We start from the raw sequence: 19,449 nt of genomic DNA, 5'->3' as shown, positions 1-19,449 counted from the left end.
GCGACAGCTTTCGAAGGCCCTGATCCTGCCAGATTATGGCCGCCCAAACCTTCATATCTGAACAAATTGTCCACCTAGAGCCGCGCCGGCGCGCAAAACGCGCTCGCGGCGTCGTCCGCCGCTGCCGTTACGCGCCGCCGGCCTGGCGGATGTCGTAGGGCGTGGTCTGGTAGACGTAGTAGTTCAGCCAGTTGGTGTAGAGCAGCTGCGCCTGCGCGCGCCAGACGTTGAGCGGCGGTTGTGCCGGGTCGTCGTTGGGGAAATAGTTGACCGGGATCTCGGGGTCGATGCCGCGCTTGACGTCGCGCTCGTACTCGAGCCGCAGCGTGTCGGCATCGTACTCGGGATGGCCGAAGATGAAGAACCGCCGGCTGTCCGTCGACTTGACGATATACAGCCCGACCTCGTCGGACACCGCGATGACCTCGAGTTCGGGCACGGCCTCCACGTCCTCGCGACGCACGCCGGTGTTGCGCGAATGCACCGCCCAGAAGCGGTCATCCAGTCCACGCACGAGCGGGCTCGACGACTTGACCAGCCGATGCTCGAACACACCGGACGCCTTGGCCGGCAGGTCGTACTTGTCGATCCCGTAGTGGTAGTACAATCCCGCCTGCGCACCCCAGCAGATGTGCAGCGTGGAGTGCACGTTGGTCGTCGACCACTCCATGATGTCGCACAGCTCGGGCCAGTAGTCGACCTGCTCGAACGGCATCTGCTCGACCGGCGCGCCCGTGATGATGAGGCCGTCGTAATGGCGGTCGCGCACCTCATCGAAGGTGCGGTAGAACGTCTCCAGGTGGCTCGCCGCGACGTGCGTGGCCTCGTGGCTCTTGGTGCGCATGAGCTCGACCTCGATCTGCAGCGGCGTGTTGGACAGCTTGCGCATGATCTGGGTCTCGGTGGCGATTTTGGTGGGCATGAGGTTCAAGATGAGCACATGCAGCGGGCGAATATCCTGATGAATGGCCCGGTACTCCGTCATGACGAAGATGTTCTCGCCTTTGAGTGTCTCGGTGGCGGGCAGCGCGTCGGGAATGCGAATCGGCATGTGCGGATCTCCTTGTGCCCGACGCGGCGGCGAGCGGTCGCCTGAACGAGTCGGACGGACGAAGCGTTCGGTTTGTCCATTGTACCGCGCTAAAATGGGAGCAGGTAGAACTCGAAGGAAAGGCGGCATCATGAGCGACGCGAGGACGGTCGGCATCATCGGACTGGGGCACGTGGGGGCCCATGTGGCTAACACCCTGCTGTTGCAGGGGCTCGTCGACGAGCTCTACCTGTGCGACATCGATGCGCAGAAGCTTGCCTCCGAGGTCCAGGACCTACGCGACTCGCTGGCCTTTTGCCCCTATAACGCCGCGATCGTGAACTGCGGCGACACCTACGAGAAGCTCGCCGGCTGCGACATCATCGTCAACGCCGCGGGCGACGTCTCGCTGTCTGCCACCAACCGCGACGGCGAGCTGTTCTACACCACGGACGCTTGCCGGACCTTCGCTAACCGTGTGGTCGATGCGGGCTTCCAGGGCATCTGGGTCACTATCGCCAATCCCTGCGACGTAGTGGCGACCGAGATCTGGCATTTGACCGGCTACGACCCTGCGCGCATTATCGGCAGCGGCACGGGCCTTGACTCGGCGCGCCTGCGCTCGCAGATCTCGCTTGCTTGCGGCGGACTGGACCCCAAGTCCATCGACACCTACATGATTGGCGAGCACGGCTTTTCGCAGATTGCGGCTTGGAAGTCCGCGAGCATCTCCGGCGTGCTGCTCTCCGAGCTTGCGGCGGCCGATCCTGAGCACTTCGGGTTTGACCTGGCTGAGGTCGAGGAGCTCGCACGGCGCGGCGGCTATGTGACCATGGCTGGCAAGCACTGCACCGAGTACGCCGTTGCCGGCGCTGCTGCGCGGCTGGTCGCGGCGATCTTCCACGACGAGCACGCCGTGCTTGCCGCGTCCACACTGCTCACCGGCCAATACGGCGAAGAGGGGATCTTCTCGTCGCTGCCGTGCATCATCGGGCGCAACGGTGTCGAGCGCGTGCTCGAACTGGACCTGTCCGACGACGAACGCGCAGGCTTCCACGCCAGCTGCGAGCACATCCGCGACAACATCGCGCGCCTGACCTGGTGGTAGGGCGGAACATGCAGCGAGCGGGCGCGGTCCGCGATAGTACGACGAAGCAAGGCGGCCGGCGATAGCACAACGCTGCATACAGCACGCGGCGCGGGCGACTTCATGCACCCGCGCCGCTTTTCGGTTCGATCCTCGGCAGCTAGTCGATGTCGATGGTCTTGAGCGTCTGCGCGATAAGCTCCATGCTGTTGTAGGCGACGGTCCCGTTGCCGCGCACGGCGATGACCGCGTTGCCGTCGCTTGTCACCCCGAGCTTTTCCATGCCGCCCGCATCGGTGATAGTGCCGGAAACGTCCTCGTCGCCCACCATGACGTCGATCGTCAGGATGGTCTCGCCCTCGAGCTTGATGGAATGACGCGCAAGCACGTCCCCGCCACCGCTGGCGACATTGATCTCCCATGCCGCAGGCAAGTCGATCTCGAAGAAGTCGCCGTCGTAGGTCTTCGTGTTGAGACCCGAGGAGCTCGTGGATGAGGAGGGAGTGCGGTCGTCATCGTCGTCCTCGTCGTCGAAATAGCGCTCGTACGCCTTGTCCGCCAGCTCATCGGCCTCGTCGTAGCCGCCGTTCAGCGCGATCTCGCGCGCCCGCTCGATACCGTCTTCCGTGAGGTTGTCGGGATAGGTGAGCTCGATCTGAATCTCATCCGACAGGTCGATCAGGATCTTTTCCTCGAGGTCGTCATCGACCTCGACCGTGAACGGGTCGACCGTGTAATCGTACATGCGCCCGTATTCCGCAAAGGGCGATGCGGCGACGTCGATCGTGTAGGTTCCCGGCAAAAGCGAGATGCCGTTGCCGGCGCCGTCGACGAATTGGATCTCCTCGTAGGTGTCGCCGGCGTCGGTCATCCCCTCGACATGCACCGGCAGCGGCGTGCTGCCGTCATCGGTATCCCATCCGTTTGCGGAAACACCGATTCTCACATCGTGGGCAATCGAAAGCCGTTCGAGGCGCTCCTCCTGTTCCCGCTCGCGCTCCGCACGCTCCTGCTGGGCGATGCGCTCGGCCTCGGCGCGCTGTTGCGCGAACACACCGATACCGATGGCGGCGATGACCACGACCGCCACCGCGATGGCGATGGGTATCCAGCGCTTCGTCGATGCGACGTCGGCGCGGGAACCGCTCGGCGCATGCGACGCAGCAGGGGCATCCGAGGTAAAGCCGGCTGGGGGCGCGGCGGCGTCGGCGTGCGCGGCGTCATCGGATGCGGATGCGGTGTCTGTCGCGGCACCGACGTTCGCGGCGTCATCGCGACCGACCGCGGCGTCCGTCGCGGCGAGCCCATCGTTCAACGGCTCGGCGACCGACACGCCATCGTCCGCAGGCTCCCGAGCGTCGGAGGTCGTGCCGTCATCGACGGTCGCCGCGTCGCCCTCGACCTGAGCCGCATCGTCGTCCACCTCGACGTTCTTGCCGCAGTACGTGCAAAAATGCGAGTCGTCCGGCAGCTTCTTCCCACAGTGCCTACAGAACATGATGACCCCCGATCAGGACGGCGTGCGTGGGTCGATTATCTCACGAGGTCCGGTTCAATCTCCGATTGAGCAGGTAGGCGGCACGTTCCGACCCGTCGCTGCCGCCACCCTTCCCCAGTAGACGGCGAATCCTTACAGCCGCTCATCCTCGAACTGCCGGATGGCCGACAGGAACGCGTCGCCGAAATCGTCGGCCTTCTTCTCGCCGATGCCGGGAACTTCCAGCAACTCATCGCGGGTGAGCGGACGACGCCGGCACATGCCGCGCAGCGCCTTGTCCGAGCAGACCATGTAGGGCGCCCACTGGCGTTCGGCGGCGAAGTCGCGTCGCAGCTCTCGCAGACGCTCGAACAGCTCCGCGTCGTCTCCCACGTGCGGGCGGGTCGGCGCGGACGCCAGGTCCTGTTCGGCCTCGATCTGGCTGCGCACGCGGTCGACCGCCCGCTGCACGCGGGTCTTTGCCCGTGCCTGCGCCGCGCGCCGCTTCATCGTGAACGAGAACGGCTGCTCGCTGCTGTCGGCAAGCGCCTCGACGGCGTGGGGCCCCAAGCTCACAACCGGATATTGTCCCTGCGACTGCACGAGGTAGCCGCGGCCGATCAGCTGACCGATCACATCCTTGATGTGCGCGGTCTTTTCGCCTGCCAGCACCCCGTAGCCCGCAACCTCGTCCAAGCGGTAGCCGCGGATCTTCTCGTTGTTGGCACCGTGCAGCGCGTCCGCCACGATCGCCCGGCCGAAACGCCCGCCGGTATCGCGCACGAACTCGATCGCGGCGCGCGCGATGTCGGTCACGTCCTCGGTCTCGTACGGCGTCGTGCAGTTTGAGCAGGCGCCGCACCCCGCGGACGAACCATCCGCCGTGCCGCCTTGCGCAGCGGAGATGTCCGTCCCCAGCGCACCCTCGTCGCCGAAGTAGCGCAGGATGTATTCGTGCAGACAGCCCGTCGTCTGGCAGTAGCCCTCCATGGCGCCCAGCAGCCGATAGCGATTCTGGCGCGCGAACTCGCGCACCTCGGTCATGAACTCGTCGCCGTCGTATTCGCGGTCTATGAGATAGCGGCGCAGGCGGAAGTCGTTGCCGTTCCACAGCAAATAGCAGCTCGCCGGATCGCCATCGCGACCGGCACGGCCCGCCTCCTGATAGTAAGCCTCGATGCTCTCGGGCACGTTGTTGTGGATCACGTAGCGCACGTTGGGCTTGTCGATACCCATGCCGAAGGCGTTGGTCGCCACGATGACCGGCGCCGTGTCGTTGATGAAGGCAACCTGGCTTTCCGTACGGTCCGCGTTGGACATTCCCGCATGGTAGCGCACCACGTGGACGCCCTGCGGCTCGAGCGCGTGGGCGAGCTTGAGATACAGCTCGTCGACGGCCTTGCGGGTCGAGCAGTACACGATGCCGCTCTCGTCGGCGTGGGCGAGCGCGTAATCGCGGATCCACACCGTCTTGGCCTTGTCGCCCATCTCCTCCACGCCGAAGAAGAGGTTCGCGCGATCAAAGCCGGTCACCACGGTCTCAGGGCGGTGCAGCCCGAGCATCGAGACGATATCGGCGCGGACGCGCTCGGTCGCCGTCGCGGTGAAGGCCGCCACGACCGGACGTGCGGGCAGCGCGTCCACGAACTGCGCGATCTCGAGATACGACGGGCGGAAATCTTGGCCCCACTGCGAGATGCAGTGCGCCTCGTCGACCGCCACGAGCGGCACGCCGATGCCATCGGATGCGGCCGCAGCCTGGGCGAACGCGAGGAAGCGCGGCTCGAGCAGGCGCTCGGGCGCCACGTACATGATCTGGTACCAGCCCTCGCGGGCGCGCTTGAGCACGGTGTTTTGCTGTGCGGGCGAAAGCGACGAGTTGAGAAAGCTCGGTCGCGCGCCCGTCGCCTTGAGCGCGCGCACCTGGTCGCCCATGAGTGAGACGAGGGGACTCACCACGAAGGTGATGCCGGGCAGCATGAGCGCGGGGACCTGATAGCAAATGGATTTGCCCGCGCCCGTCGGCATGACGCCCAAGGCGTCGCGGCCAGAAAGAATCGCCTGGACCAGACGGTCCTGGCCGGGGCGAAAGGCCTCATAGCCAAAGTAGCGCGAGAGCGTCTGCCTCGCTTCGTCCATGATGTCGGCCATGCCGCTTGCCACCTCCGCCCCCTTGCCGCGAGCGCTCTCCGCCCCGGCGCGGCCCCTGCCCCAGCATGCTCTCCGTCCCGACGAGGCCCCGTCGGCACGGCCTTGCCAAAGCGTGACCTCCGCCTCCGCATAGCTTGCCAGAGGATTATACGACAGAGGTCGCTATACCGCCGGTGGGCAAAGCGCACCTTTCGCTACATACATAAGTAATAGAACACAATATAAAGCTACTGACCCTTACGAAGTGAGCGCTTCATTTTGAAATCGCTCGGTACAGACCGTCTCCGCGACAGAAAAACGGCAGGTCACAAGCTCGTCCCTAATCGGTATATGTCAGGCCCGCCGATCCAAGCGCTCACTTCGCGTCGCCAAGCCGCCAAGCCGCCAAGCCGCAAGGGCGCCAGGAGCGCCAAGCCGCAAGGGTGCCAGACCGCCCACAGCGCACCGGCGCAGCACGGTCAGGCGCAGCGAAACCCAAGCGTGTGGACGGCATGACGAAGCCGATACCCCTGCGGGCCCTCGCGTTGCGGCGCGGCGCGCGTGATAGAATCGGCGCGATACCCGCCGATACCCATAAGGAGGACCTGTGGCAGCAGCCGATACCCTGACCGATCGCGCCCACGAGCTCGCACGCCTCACCGTCGTCCGCCGCATCATCACCGCGGTGGCAGTCACGGCATCTGCCCTACTCCAAGCGTTCCTCATCCAGGCGTTCGTGAACCCCGCCGACCTGCTGCCGAGCGGTTTTACCGGCATCGCCGTGCTGCTCGATCGCATCACCTCGCTTGGCGGCGTGCGCATCGACACCTCGCTCGGCATGCTTGCGCTCAACGTGCCCGTCGCCATCCTGTGCTGGAAGAGCATCAGCCACCGCTTCGTGCTCTTCTCCATGATGCAGGTTGCGCTGTCCTCCCTGTTCCTGCAGATATTCCACTTTGAGCCGCTACTCGACGACAAGATGCTGCTCGTGGTGTTCGGCGGCTTTCTGTCGGGCATCTCCATCGCGCTCGCGCTCAAGGCGGGCGCGTCCACGGGCGGCACCGACTTCATCGCCCTGCTCGTGTCCAACCGAACCGGCAAGACCATCTGGGGCTTCGTGTTCGCGGGCAACTGCCTCGTGCTCGTGATTTTCGGCGCGATGTTCGGGTGGGACAACGCCGCGTACGCCATCGTGTTCCAGTTCATCTCGACCAAGTCGATCGACAGCTTCTACCACCGGTACGACCGCGTGACGCTGCAGGTGACCACGAAGTACGCCGACGAGATCATGACCGCCTACATCGAGCGCTTCCAGCACGGCATCAGCTGCGCCGAGATCATCGGCGGCTACAGCCGCGAAAAGATGTACCTGCTGCACGCGGTGGTTTCCACCTACGAGTCGGAGGACATCGTCAAGCTCATGCGCGATATCGACCCCGGCGTGGTGATCAATATCCTACGCACCGACAACTTCATCGGCGGCTGGTGGCACGGGCACGTCGACGAGCCGGTACCGACCGCCGTGCCCGACCCGGACAAGCTGCCGCCGCGCTCGTCGGCGACCCGCAAGCGCAATGCGCTGCTGCAGGACGACGGCAGGTAGCGGCGACCGCGAGCGGTATTGCCGCAGCGGGCTGCGATCCCGAGCCGGTTGCGCACGACAGGCGATCGGTTTTCCGCAGGCCCCGGCAACCCCTCCCTATCGGAAAGAAAGAGTTTCTGCTTGCCGATAGGCTCCTCTACCCCATAGCTATCGGAAAGAATCAACGATTTCTTTCCGATAGACGTGAGCAACTCGATGCTATCGGAAAAAATACGCTATTTCTTTCCGATAGCATAGAAATACGCTAGACTATCGGAAAGAAATTACCGATTCGGGGAGGATGCATGGCATACGCAACGCTTGAAAAGCTCTTCTATGCTGACGGTTCCTCCGATAGATATCAGAATCATGAGCTCTTGCTCCAACAGCGACTCGAAAGCGAATCGACATTCCGTACGGGAATCCACCTGGATACGGGCGAACTGTACCTCGCCGTTCCACGCGAGTTGTCATTGATGAACGAGCAAGTGCTGAGAAGAGAGCGCAAGGTATCTGCTCTGTGGCGCAGCCTTCCAACCGCCGCACTCGGCGCCTATATTCGGACGCTCATCATGGATGAGGTGGTCTGCAGCAACGAAATCGAGGGCGTACACAGTACGCACCGCGACATTGAGCTGGCCCTCGAGGAAGCACAGCGCAGATCGGTATTCAGCGAATCGCCGGGGCGACATGCGCCGTTTTTTGAATTCGCGAAGCTCTACCTCGGACTCATCGATAACCCTCAACCCCCGCGGACCCTTCAAGATATCCGTAGCTCGTATGACGCGATCGTAGTGGACGCACTGGACGAAAAGGATAAGCTAGGCGACAGCTTGTTCCGTACAGGGCAGGTCGTGGTCGAAACCGGCACCGGAAAAGTGGTGCACGTTGGAGTTTCCCCGGAGGCGAAAATCGAGAAAATGCTCGAACAATGGCTTGAGCTTTCTCGTTCCGAAGCCATTCCAGAGACATATAGCGCGCTGCTCTGTCATTTCCTATTTGGCTATATCCATCCGTTTTACGATGGGAACGGACGCACGGGCCGATATCTACTCGCGCTACACCTCAGCAAGCCGCTATCCCTGCCCACGGTCTTATCATTGTCAAGAACGATTGCCGAGCATAAAAGCGTATATTATCGCGCGTTCGATGTAACGGAGCGAAAGCTCAATTGCGCAGAGGGCACGCATTTCGTCATGACAATGCTCGAGCTTGTTGCAGAAGCGCAAGAACAACTTATCGCCGAACTCGACGAAAAGCGTCATCTACTCGACACACTTGAGGAGTGCATTGCCAGCTGCAAACTCGACCTCTCCAAGCGCTCGCTCGATGTCCTCTTTTACGCGGCGCAGATGGAACTGTTCGATGCGTTCCGCGAAACACGCATGGCGGATGTCGCCGCGTGGTTGGGTGTGAGCAAACCTACGGCACGCAAGTCCTTCGATGAGCTGATCTCGGCGAACCTCATCGTAAGGGTAAGCAAAAGACCTCCGGTTTTCCGTTTGAGCGATACGGGGCGGAGCATCTTGAAGTTGTAAAACTCGCCCCGAAGCGTACTCACTTCTCGATAAGCCGATCGACGGCGTCGGCCAGGTCCTCGGTGACGCGCTCGCCGCGGGCGGAGGCGGTCTGCTCGAGCGCATCGGCCGACTGCTCCAAGCCGTGGCGAATCGTCGAGGCGAGCTCGAGCACAGGGTCGTCCGGCGGTGTGCCGTCGACCTCGGTGGGCAAGGGCTCGTCGGCGGGAGCGCGGTGGAAATTGCCCACGAAGTTCTCGGACTTGGTCACGTTGATGACGGCGCGCGGATCGACGCGGCGGATGAGTCTGATCACGTCCTCCGACTCATAGGAAGAAATCACGCTCACGATAAAGGTCAGCGGCTTTTTACTATAGCCTCCGTACGCCTCGAAGCATGTCGACCCGTGATGGAACACGTCGTTGTACGCCGCGAGCACCTCGTCGGCGCGATAGGTGGCGATCTGAAGCGTCACGCGGTCGTAACGGTGGTAGAAGCTGTCGATCGTCTTCGTGGACAGGAACTGGAACACGATGGAGTACGCCGCATGCTCCCAGCCAAAAATCGCGCCGAAGATCACCAGGATGATGCAGTTGAATAAAAAGACCTGGCCCCAGATGGTCTTGCCGGTCTTGTTGGACACCATGAGGGCGATGAAGTCGGTGCCCGCCGTCGAGGCGCCGCTTTTGAGCGCGATGGAGATGGCCAAGCCGTTGAGCACGCCGCCGAACAGCACGCACAGAATCGTATTGTCGAGCAGCGGCTCAAAGGGAACGAACTGCAAGAAGAAGCTCGCGAGGAACACCTGCGTCATCGAGAAGATCACGAAGCGCTTGCTGATGCTTCTCCAGCACAGGATGGCGACGGGGATGTTGAGCGCGATCATGCCCGCCGACGTGGGGAAGCTGACGCCAAAGAGGCTCGTGATGCGGTCGATGAGGATGGCGAGGCCGGTGAAGCCGCCCGAGAGCAGGTTGGCCGGGTCGACGAACACCCGGATGACGAATGCCTGCAAAAGTGCCGCAATCGCGACGCTGCACAGCGTGACGAGGCGCCGGATGAGAACATAGCGACCGAGACGCCTGATCTGGCCAAAGCCGCGCTGGTCCTGTTCGTATGCCATGGTGCATAGCTCCTTGCGAACGCGGGCACTGCGCCCTCAGTATAGCGCGGGGCCATGACGACAAGATGGTGCCAGGTGCAAACTTGTCGCCTGCCGACAAGCTTGCACCTGGCACCATCTTGTCGGTTGTCGGTCAGTCGTCGTCGCCGGAGGCCCCGAGCTGCACGAGGATCGCCAGCGCCGCCGCCACGACGCCGGAACCGTTCTCGCCGGTGTCCACACCACGGCCCACGCCGCTGCCCGCGCCCGCGCCGGGGCGCGCCGGCACCGTAAACTTACGGCTCTTCGGATAGTTGATTGCCCCGAGCCTGCCCTTGAGGTCGAACGCCACCGTCTTGGGAACGTCCACCCCCTGGTACACCAAGCGGCCCTGCGTGAGCGAGATGCTCTCGAGCCCCAGGCGCTCCGCGCGGATGCGGATGCGCGCGCGGTCGAACAGGTTCGCCGCCGCCAGCGGCAGCTCGCCGAAGCTCGCCTCGGTCTGCTCCTGCACCTCGTCCACGACCGACAGCAAATCGGCGGCGGCCAGCTTGCGGTAGATGAGCACGCGCTGGTCGACGGCGGGCAGGTACTCCTCGGACAGGTAGAAATCGGCCGGCAGGTTGATGGCGACCTGTGCCTGCTCCAGATCGGCACCGCCCTCGCCGCGCGCCTCGGCCACGGCCTGCCCCAGCATCTGCGTGAACAGGTCGAAGCCCACGCTCGACAGGTTGCCGTGCTGCTCGGCGCCCACAAGCGAGCCCGCACCGCGGATCTCCAGGTCGCGCATGGCGATGCGCATGCCGCTACCCAGGTCCTGGTACTCGGAGAGCGCCGTCAGACGCTCGGTGGCCTCCTCGGTGAGCGGCAGCTCGCCGGGGAACATGAAGTAGGCGTAGGCCTGCGTGGCGGAACGACCCACGCGGCCCTTGAGCTGGTAGAGCTGGGCGAGACCCAGGCGCTGCGAGTCCTCGATGATGAGCGTGTTGGTGTGTGGGTTGTCGATGCCGCTCTCGATGATCGTGGTCGCCACGAGCACGTCGATCTTGCCCGTGGCAAACTGCACCATCACGTCCTCGACCTCGCGCGCGCTCATCTTGCCGTGCGCCACGCCCACGCGCGCCTCGGGCACCACGTCGTGCACGCGTTCGACCGCGTCGTCGATGGTCTTCACGCGGTTGGACACGTAATACACCTGCCCGCCGCGGCCGAGCTCCAGACGGATCGCCGCACTCACCACGTCGGGGTCGTACTCGCCCACGTGCACCACGACCGGTCGACGGCCGGTGGGCGGCGTGGTGATGAGGCTCATGTCGCGCACGCCCGAGATGGCCATCTGCATGGTGCGCGGGATGGGTGTGGCCGACAGCGTAAGCACGTCGATCTGCTCGCGCAAGTTCTTGAGCTGCTCTTTGTGCTGCACGCCGAAGCGCTGCTCCTCGTCGATGATCACGAGGCCCAGGTTGTGCGGGTTCACGTCGGCCGACAGCAGGCGATGCGTGCCCACGAGCACGTCCACCTTGCCCTCCGCGAACGCCGCGAGCGCACGCTTCTGCTGCGCCGGCGTGCGGAAGCGCGACAGCACCTCCACCTCGACGCCGAACGGCGCGAACCGCTCGAAGAACGTCTCGAAATGCTGCTGCGCGAGGATCGTCGTGGGGCACAGGACCATGACCTGCCGCCCGCCGTCCACGCACTTGAACGCCGCGCGCAGGGCGACCTCGGTCTTGCCGAAGCCCACGTCGCCACACAGCAGACGGTCCATGGGCTTGGCGCTCTCCATGTCGCCCTTGATGTCGGCGATGGCCTCGAGCTGGTCGCGCGTGGGCTCGTAGGGGAAGCTCTCCTCCATCTCGATCTGCTCGGGCGTGTCGGGCCCGAAGGCAAAGCCCGTGATGGAGCTGCGGCGCGTGTACAGGTCGACAAGGTCGAAGGCGAGCTTTTTCGCGCTCTTGCGCGCCTTGGTGGTCGCGCGGCTCCAGTCGGCGGTGTTCAGGCGGGTGAGACGCGGGTTGGCGCCGTCGGGACCCACGTAGCGCGAGATGCGATCGACCTGCTCGAGCGGCACGTAGAGCTTGTCGCCGCCCGCGTATTCCAGCAAAAAGTAGTCGCGCTCGCGCCCAGCGACCTCCTGACGCACGATCTCGGAGAACAGGGCGATGCCGTGCGTGGCGTGCACGACGTAATCGCCCGGCTTGAACGGGAAGGTGACCTCGGTGATGTCCACGTGGCGTCGGGCGCGGCCGCGGGCGCGCTTGGCGTCCATGCGGGCGTTGAGGTCGGCGAGCGAGAACACCGCCAGATGCGCGTCGGGCACCACCACGCCGGAGGGGATAGGCGCGTCCACGAAGGTCACGCGGCCGCGCGTGATCGTGGGCACCGTGACAGCGGGCTTTCCACCGATATCCGCCGCGTTGAGCTTGTCGGCATCGCGCTTGAGCAAGGTCACGTTCACCTGGGTGTCGCCCGCCACGGCGCCGGCGTTTTCAGGCGCGTTTTGGAGCGATTCCTCGAAGGGGATCGACTCGTCGGTAAACGACAGCTCCATCGACTCGCGCGCCCCGCGGTCGGGAATGGCGAACGCCACGGCGTAATGGTTGTTGACGACCTCCTGGATGCGGGAGATGAAGCGGTTGTCCGAGCCCGCAAGCGCCGGCTGCTCGATCTTGAGCTCGGCGGTCACCGCACCGCCCGCCCGGATGAGCGAGACGTAGTTCAGGCGCTGCTGGCGGCCGAAGTCGAGCTGCTGAGGGCGCACGTACAGGCCGTCCAGGTGCGAGATCTTGGCCTCGCCCGCGCGCCGCTCCAGGTCCTCGTAGGCGCGCGAGCAGTCATCAAACAGGCTGCGCGGCTCGGAGAGCACCACGAGCGCGTCGTCGCTTATGTGCGCCAGCGGGCTGGCCGTGCCCTCGTACATGAGCGGCATGAAGCGGTCGAGCTCGGGCGTGACGATGCGCGCCTTGATCATCTCGAGCATCGCCGCGAGCTCGGTGTCGTTCTTGGCCGACGCATACAGGGCCGCGGAGATGCGGCGGACGGCGTCGTCGGTAAGCGCCAGCTCGCGCACGGGGAAGATCTCGACGGCGTCCTCGTCGCCGATGGTCTGGCCGGTGGAGCTCACCATGCGGCGGATGCGGTCGATCTCGTCGCCGAAAAACTCGATGCGCACCGGAGCGCTCGCCTGCGCGGGAAACACGTCCACCGCGTCGCCGTGCACGCGGAACAGCCCCGGCGCATCCGCCGCGTCGGCGTTGGTGTAGCCCATGCCCACCAGGCGCGCGGGAACCTCCTCGTAGGGGATCTCCTCGCCCACCGCAAAGGTGGTCGAAGCCCAATAGCGGCTCTCGCGCGGAGGCACGCAGCGCAGCAGAGCGCGAGCCGAGGTCACCATGATGACCGCCTCGCCGCGGGCCACGCGCCCGAGCGCGGCACAGCGCGAGGCCACGACGGCGTCGTCGGCCTTGGCCTTCCACGGGTAATCGGTACGCTCAGGGAAGCGCACGACGCGCTCGAGGCCCACGTAGGCGGCAAGGGAGCGCGCGGCGCGGTCGGCGGCGTCCTCGCCCGACACGACATAGACCACCGGGCGCGGGGCGCGCGCGAACTGCGCGGCGAGCATGAGCGTGCGACCGGACTGCGACACGGCGAGCGTGGCGTCTTGGCCCTCGGCAAGCGCCGCCTCGATGGTCTGAAGCGCCTCGGCCGTGTAGAGCTGCGCTGCTATGCGGTGTATGAGCATGCATGTCTCCCGTCCGCGGGAAAATGGGGCAGGCGCCTTTTCCCACGCCGAAAGCCCACCTGGACGAATCCAGGCGGGCGATGCGAATCGTTTGTCGCCCGCTATCGTACCTCACAGAACTCCGGCGGGCATCGGCTCATCGCATGAAATTGCGTCTGACGCAATCCCCCTACATTGCGCCGGACGGGGCTGCCGCTACGCGCGGCCGGTGGCCTTCAGGTGATACTGACGCTCGTAGCGGCGGGCAAACGCCAGCAGAAGCAGCACCGCCACGATGGAGAACGGCACGCCGGCAAGACCGATCCAGTTGTATGCCGCCCCGGTGTTGAGCACCATCTGGCCCACCTGGGCGCCGATGGCGTTGCCGCCGTTGAAGGCGATCTGCACGCAGGCGCCGCCGAGCAGCTCGCCGCCGCCCTGGCCCACCTCGACCATGAGGATCTGCTGCGGACTGGACACGAAGAACAGGCCCACCGACACGAGGAACATGAGCAGGGCGCACAGCACCGGTCCGCGGCCGAACAGGAAGATGAGCACGAGCGCGACACCGGCAAGCGCCTGGCCCGCCGCCGCGGCGACACCCGGGCTCTTGCGGTCGCCCGCGCGCCCGCCGAGCGTGGACCCCACGACCATGCCCGCACCGGCGAGCACGAGCAGCATCGGCACCGCCGCCTCGGCAAAGCCGCCCATGTGCTGCAGCCAGGGCGACACGTAGCTCCACCAGCAGAAAATGCCGGTGTTGCCGAGCAGCACCGCACCCAGGATGAGCCAGGGGCCCGGAGCCTTCAGGAAGGCGAACTGGCCGGCAAGGCCCGCATCGGGAATGGCGTCGAGCGCGGGCACGAAACGCATGATCAGCACAGCGGCGAGCACCGCCCATGCCGCAGCGAACACGAAGGGCGCGTGCCACGAGAACATGCTCGCCATGAGCGTGCCCGCGGGCACGCCGATCATGTTGGCCACGGTCTGGCCGAGCACCATCGTCGCCACCGCCTGGCCCTCGCGACCCGGATCGGCAAGCATCTTGGACGCGAGCGTTGCCGTGCCGAAGAACGCGCCGTGCGGCAGACCGGCGATGAAGCGGCCGATGAGCAGCATCGTGGGGTAGCCCGACACCGCAGACAGCGCGTTGCCGGCGGCGCAGATCGCCATGAACACGATGATAAGCGTGCGCGGCGGCACGCGACGCCCCACCACGAGCATGGTCGCGCCCGCGCAGACACCCACCGCGTACGCGGTGATAAAGTTGCCCGCCCACGCGACGCTCACGTTTACGCCCTCGGCTACGACGGGCAGGATACCCATCATGACGAACTCGGCGAAGCCCAGCACGAACGCGCCCATAGCGAGGGCGATCAGACTCTTCTTCACAGGCTCTCCGCCCTTTCCTCAGCATACGGGCCGGATGCGCATGCAACCCGGCCCGGTTTCGTCATTTTTGCCACGCGGATGGTACCATCATCGCAATCGGTTTCGCGCGGCATCTTGCATCTTTTCGAAATGTTTGCGCGATGGTGACGGCCGGCAAACAGGGCGCCTGCACCCATGCCGACCTGCGCGATGCGCCCCCGCCAGCTCGGCTCACACGCCTACGCCAACCCGATACGCCACGTCGCGAAGGCGCACAGCGCACCGACCACGCAGACCACAATCGCACCGGACAGATCCGCCGCCATGCCGCCCAGCCTGCGGTCTTCCTTCCAAGCGCCCAGCTCGCCGGGAATCTTTCTCCAGATGCGCCACAGCAGCAATGCACAGCCCAGCACGCCCACGGCGTTTTGCAGCATGAGCTCGCCGCAGATAAGGGCGATGAGGTTACCGGCGGCGTATCCCCCGTCGCCCGCCTGGTAGTGCTCGCGCACGAACTTGAGCAGCCACGCCACAAGCGGCTGACACATGGCAGAGATGAACGCAACCGTGATCGTCGGGTTCTGCTCCATGGCGTCGCGAAGCCCATCGACGGAACCGCCCCCCGCCATCCACACGTAGGCGACCATGGCCACGGGAACCACCACGAGCAACACCTGCACCACGGTGAAAATCTTGGCGGTGCGCGCCTCGTAGGTGGACTGCGGGCGAGCATGCAGATCCCGGCCTGAACCGGCCGCGATGACCGCAGCATCCACCGTGCGACCGGCATCCCGCTTGGTGCCCCGGGCGGCAGCTTGCGAGCGACTCATCTTTGCCATGGCGTCCCCTCTCAGGCGGGCGGAATCCCAAGAAACCGACCCGATTGTACCGACTTCCCACTCCAGGTGGACAATACGTTCAGATATGAAGGTTTAAACGGGCGAAACGGGCGCGTCGGAGCGCTCTTGGACGCTTTGACGGTGATTCGCAACGCGCACTGAATCGGCTTGCTATATCAAACGCAACATAACATGTTATCCCGCGCAACGATGCACCCCTCATGCGGCGCGGCCCGGTCACATCAGCGGTGGACAAACCTTCATATCTGAACAAATTGCCCCATTTCGGATCCCGCCGCGAAATCCGCAGGGGTTTCCACGGGTTTCGCGGGACGCGACGGGACCTAAACCTCGCGGCGCAACCCTGCGAAGCCCGAAGGGGGCTGCGGACGCGCAGCCCCCTTCGCGAAAACCCTAGTGCAGCTCGGGCCAGTAGCCCTTGTTGGCCTCGATCAGGTCATCGAGGATGAGCTTGGCGACCTTGGCGGAGGGCACCGTCGCGGACAGCGACAGCGCCTGCCACAGCTTCTGGTAGCTGTGCTCGACCCACGCCTGGACGACGAGCTTCTCGACGGAGACCTGCTGCTCGAGCATGCCCTTCTGCCACTGCGGCACCTGGCCCTGGCAGATCTTCTCGTAGCCGTTCTTGCCCACGATGCAGGGCACCTCGACCATGGCGGTCGGGTCGAAGTTCGACACCGCGCCGTCGTTGGGGACGATCAACAGGAAGCGCTCAAGCGTGTTCTCGGCAAGAGCGCACGCGAGGTCCACGATGTAGGTAGCATGCGCATCCGCCTCGAAGCCGCAGCCCTCGGCGGTGCCCTTCTCGATCACCTCGCGGCAGGCGCCGAACACGCGCTTCTCGCGGCCGTCCATGACCTCGTTGGCGCGGGTGTACTCGGGGTTGGAGGTCTCGACCACGTAATCCGGGAAGATGTAGTACTTCAGGTACGTGTTGGGGATGGTCTCCGGATCGAGCGCGTAGACATCCTTGGCCTTGCCAAAGGTGTGAATCCAGGACTCGTCGATGTGCTGCTCCTGGCCCGCCTCGTGGCTGATGCCGTCGAGGTAGCCGTTCTTGGCCATGTGCTTCTTGATCTCGGGCATAAGGTCGTTTCCGTCCTTATCGTAGATCTTGGTGAACCAGCCGTAGTGGTTCAGGCCGTAGTAGCTGTACTGCAGCTCACGACGGTCCTTGATGCCGCACATCACGGCCATCTTGTCCATCAGGTCGATGGGCATGTCGCAGATGTTGATGATCTTGGAGTTCGGGCGCAGCACGCGGCAGGCCTCGGCCACGATGGCAGCCGGGTTGGAGTAGTTGAGCATCCACGCGTCGGGGCTCCACTTCTCCATGTAATCGAGGATCTCGATGACGCCGCCGATGGAGCGCATGCCGTAGGCGATGCCGCCGGGGCCGCAGGTCTCCTGGCCGAGGACGCCGTACTTCAGCGGGATCTTCTCGTCCTTCTCGCGCATGGCGTACTTGCCGACACGGATGTGGGCGAGCACGAAGTCAATGCCGGTGAAGGCGGTCTCAGGATCGGTGGTGTAGCTGAACTCGATCTCGGGCGCGTTCTCGCGGAAGTAGATCTCGCAGGCCTTCGCCACGATCTCCTGGCGCTCGGCGTCGTTGTCGTAGAAGGTGATCTTGTTGACCGGGAAGCGATCGTGCTCCTCGAGCAGCATCAGCGCGATGCCCGGGGTAAAGGTGGAGCCGCCGCCGGCAATGGTGACTGCATACGACTTCTTGGACATGGTGTCAGTCCTCCTTGGTTTCCGGTCGCTCGAGGTTTCGCTGCTCGCCGGTGCGACCGATTCGACGGGCAGATTATCAAAGGGAGCGGACGGGGCAGCCGAGGGGGTTCGCAGTAGGCCGCCCCGTCCGATGGGAGGGACGCACATCCCGGATTACAGGAGCTTCTCGAACTCGTCGCGAACCTTGGGCACCTTGAGTCCGATGATGATCTGGACCGACTTGCCCTTCTTCATGCAGCCGCTCGTGCCGACGGCCTTGAAGTCCTTGTCGTCGGCGACGAGGGTCTCGTCCCTGACGTTCAGGCGCAGGCGGGTGACGCAGTTGGTGACGTCGACGATGTTGTCGGGGCCGCCGACGAGCTCCATGCACGCGGCCGCGGTCACGGCGTAGGGGTTCTCCTCGGCGCCGGCCTCGATGGCCGCCGCGCCGCCGCCCTGCTTGGCCGCGCGGTACTCGGCCTTGCTGCGGAACTTGATCTCCTCCTCGTCGTCCTCGCGACCGGGGGTCTTGAAGTCGAACTTGAGGATGAGGAAGCGGAAGACGACGAACCAGATGCCGGTGAAGACGAGGCCCACGACCAGACCGGTGAGATAGGTCATCCAGTGGTTGGCCCACAGCGGGATGAGGTTCAGCGAGCTGATCTCGATGAGGCCGCCGGCGAAGACGCCCACGACACCCACTGCATTCATTGCCGTGGCGAGGCACGCGGCAAGCGCGCAGTGCACGATGAACAGCGCGGGCGCGATGAACAGGAACGTGAACTCGATGGGCTCGGTGACGCCGCAGAAGATGGCGGTGAGGGTAATCGGGATCAGCAGGCCCAGAAGCTCCTGGCGCTTCTCGGGCTTCGCGGTGGCGTAGAAGGCCAGCGCGATGCCGGGGCAGCCGAACATCTTGGACCAGGTGGAGCAGGTGAAGGCCGCGTAGGGGGCGAGCTCGGTGAGCGGGGCGGACGAGGCCGCGATCTCGGGGAGCTGCTTGGCGAAGGCGGCGTAGATACCGCCGTTCACCACGGCGTTGTCATAGTAGAACGGGCTGTACAGCAGGTGGTGCAGGCCGAACGGGATGAGCGCGCGCTCCAGGAAGGCGAAGATCCACACACCGGGCAGGCCGACCGTTGCCACGAACCCCTGGAAGGCGCGGATGCCGTCCTGAACGTGCGGCCACACCAGGCAGGCGACGAGCGCGGTGGGCAGCATCACGAAGAACGCGATCATGTAGACGAACGTGGAGCCGGAGAACACGCCGAGCCACTCGGGGAGCTCGGTCTCGAAGAACTTGTTGTGCAGCGCGATGACGATGCCGGAGATGGCGAGGGCGCCGATCATGCCCATGTCGAGCGTCTTGATGCTCGCGACCATGGCGAGACCCGAGGAACCGCCGGTCTCGGCGGAGAAGTCGACGCCGAAGGTCGGCCCCCACTGGGAGAGCATCGTGGAGACGAAATAGTTGAAGGTGAGGTAGGCCACGAGCACTTCCATGCAGCAGCGCGCGTTCTGCTTGTTGGCCAGGCCGATGGGCAGCGAGACCGCGAACAGCAGCGGGAGCTGGTTGAACACCGTCCAACCACCCTGCAGGATCACGTTCCAAACGCCATACCACAACGTATCGGGAGCCGCCAATGGGCCGAAGATGACCTCGGTGGTGAACAGCGTGCCGAGGCCAATCACCACGCCAGCGAACGCGAAGAGAAGCACCGGCGTGAACATCGCTCCGCCGAACTTCTGGATCTTTTGCATCATGACGGGCTTCCTCCTTTCCTGTACGAGTCGTCCGGGCAGGCGAACCCGGATGTCTTCCTCTGACGATAACCTGCATCCCCCCTGCTCAGACACGC

At 64.6% G+C, this 19,449-nt stretch carries 12 protein-coding genes; 3 read left to right on the top strand and 9 right to left on the bottom strand.

The window, feature by feature from the left end; translation table 11 throughout:
• Positions 1-127: 127 nt before the first annotated feature.
• Positions 128-1,051, bottom strand: a complete 924-nt coding sequence (gene metA / locus QUW00_RS05870) for a homoserine O-acetyltransferase MetA (protein ID WP_289613452.1) — start codon at positions 1,049-1,051, stop codon at positions 128-130.
• Between the two features lie 130 nt (positions 1,052-1,181).
• Between metA and QUW00_RS05865 the strand changes: the two genes are divergently transcribed.
• A complete protein-coding gene (locus QUW00_RS05865; protein WP_289613451.1) occupies positions 1,182-2,138 on the top strand; it encodes a lactate/malate family dehydrogenase in 957 nt (318 codons plus the stop codon).
• A gap of 139 nt (positions 2,139-2,277) precedes the next feature.
• Here QUW00_RS05865 and QUW00_RS05860 read toward each other — a convergent pair whose 3' ends face one another.
• Positions 2,278-3,615, bottom strand: coding sequence for a zinc ribbon domain-containing protein (locus tag QUW00_RS05860; RefSeq protein WP_289613450.1), 1,338 nt, complete (start codon positions 3,613-3,615; stop codon positions 2,278-2,280).
• A 132-nt stretch (positions 3,616-3,747) separates the two neighbouring features.
• The gene (locus QUW00_RS05855; RefSeq protein WP_354003406.1) at positions 3,748-5,757 is read right to left on the bottom strand and encodes a RecQ family ATP-dependent DNA helicase; all 2,010 of its coding nucleotides are present in this window, start codon (positions 5,755-5,757) and stop codon (positions 3,748-3,750) included.
• 574 nt (positions 5,758-6,331) lie between these two features.
• Here QUW00_RS05855 and QUW00_RS05850 point away from each other — a divergent pair.
• Positions 6,332-7,327, top strand: a complete 996-nt coding sequence (locus QUW00_RS05850; protein WP_289613449.1) for a YitT family protein — start codon at positions 6,332-6,334, stop codon at positions 7,325-7,327.
• A gap of 284 nt (positions 7,328-7,611) precedes the next feature.
• On the top strand, positions 7,612-8,844 hold the full coding sequence (locus QUW00_RS05845) for a Fic family protein (RefSeq protein WP_289613448.1): 1,233 nt from the start codon (positions 7,612-7,614) through the stop codon (positions 8,842-8,844).
• Positions 8,845-8,863: 19 nt separating this feature from the next.
• On the opposite strand, the gene QUW00_RS05840 is transcribed toward QUW00_RS05845, so the two are convergent.
• The 6 genes from QUW00_RS05840 to QUW00_RS05815 all read right to left on the bottom strand — a co-directional run bounded on the left by QUW00_RS05840 (position 8,864) and on the right by QUW00_RS05815 (position 19,354).
• Positions 8,864-9,946: a YitT family protein gene (locus tag QUW00_RS05840; RefSeq protein ID WP_289613447.1), complete on the bottom strand. Its 1,083-nt coding sequence runs from the start codon at positions 9,944-9,946 to the stop codon at positions 8,864-8,866.
• Positions 9,947-10,079: 133 nt separating this feature from the next.
• Positions 10,080-13,664 (bottom strand): transcription-repair coupling factor, encoded by a 3,585-nt coding sequence (mfd, locus tag QUW00_RS05835; protein WP_289613446.1) that lies wholly within the window; start codon positions 13,662-13,664, stop codon positions 10,080-10,082.
• A 195-nt stretch (positions 13,665-13,859) separates the two neighbouring features.
• Positions 13,860-15,035 carry an MFS transporter gene (locus QUW00_RS05830; RefSeq protein ID WP_289613445.1) on the bottom strand — a complete coding sequence of 392 codons (1,176 nt, stop codon included), beginning with the start codon at positions 15,033-15,035 and terminating at the stop codon, positions 13,860-13,862.
• 218 nt (positions 15,036-15,253) lie between these two features.
• Positions 15,254-15,853, bottom strand: coding sequence for a hypothetical protein (locus tag QUW00_RS05825; RefSeq protein WP_289613444.1), 600 nt, complete (start codon positions 15,851-15,853; stop codon positions 15,254-15,256).
• Between the two features lie 414 nt (positions 15,854-16,267).
• Positions 16,268-17,611, bottom strand: a complete 1,344-nt coding sequence (locus QUW00_RS05820) for a 6-phospho-alpha-glucosidase (RefSeq protein WP_289613443.1) — start codon at positions 17,609-17,611, stop codon at positions 16,268-16,270.
• A gap of 153 nt (positions 17,612-17,764) precedes the next feature.
• Positions 17,765-19,354 carry an alpha-glucoside-specific PTS transporter subunit IIBC gene (locus tag QUW00_RS05815; RefSeq protein ID WP_289613442.1) on the bottom strand — a complete coding sequence of 530 codons (1,590 nt, stop codon included), beginning with the start codon at positions 19,352-19,354 and terminating at the stop codon, positions 17,765-17,767.
• Between the last annotated feature and the right edge of the window lie 95 nt (positions 19,355-19,449).

It is taken from the genome of Collinsella tanakaei (genome assembly GCF_030373545.1).
Taxonomy (GTDB): Bacteria; Actinomycetota; Coriobacteriia; order Coriobacteriales; family Coriobacteriaceae; genus Collinsella; species Collinsella tanakaei_C.
This window is presented reverse-complemented; position numbering and strand designations above follow the sequence as displayed.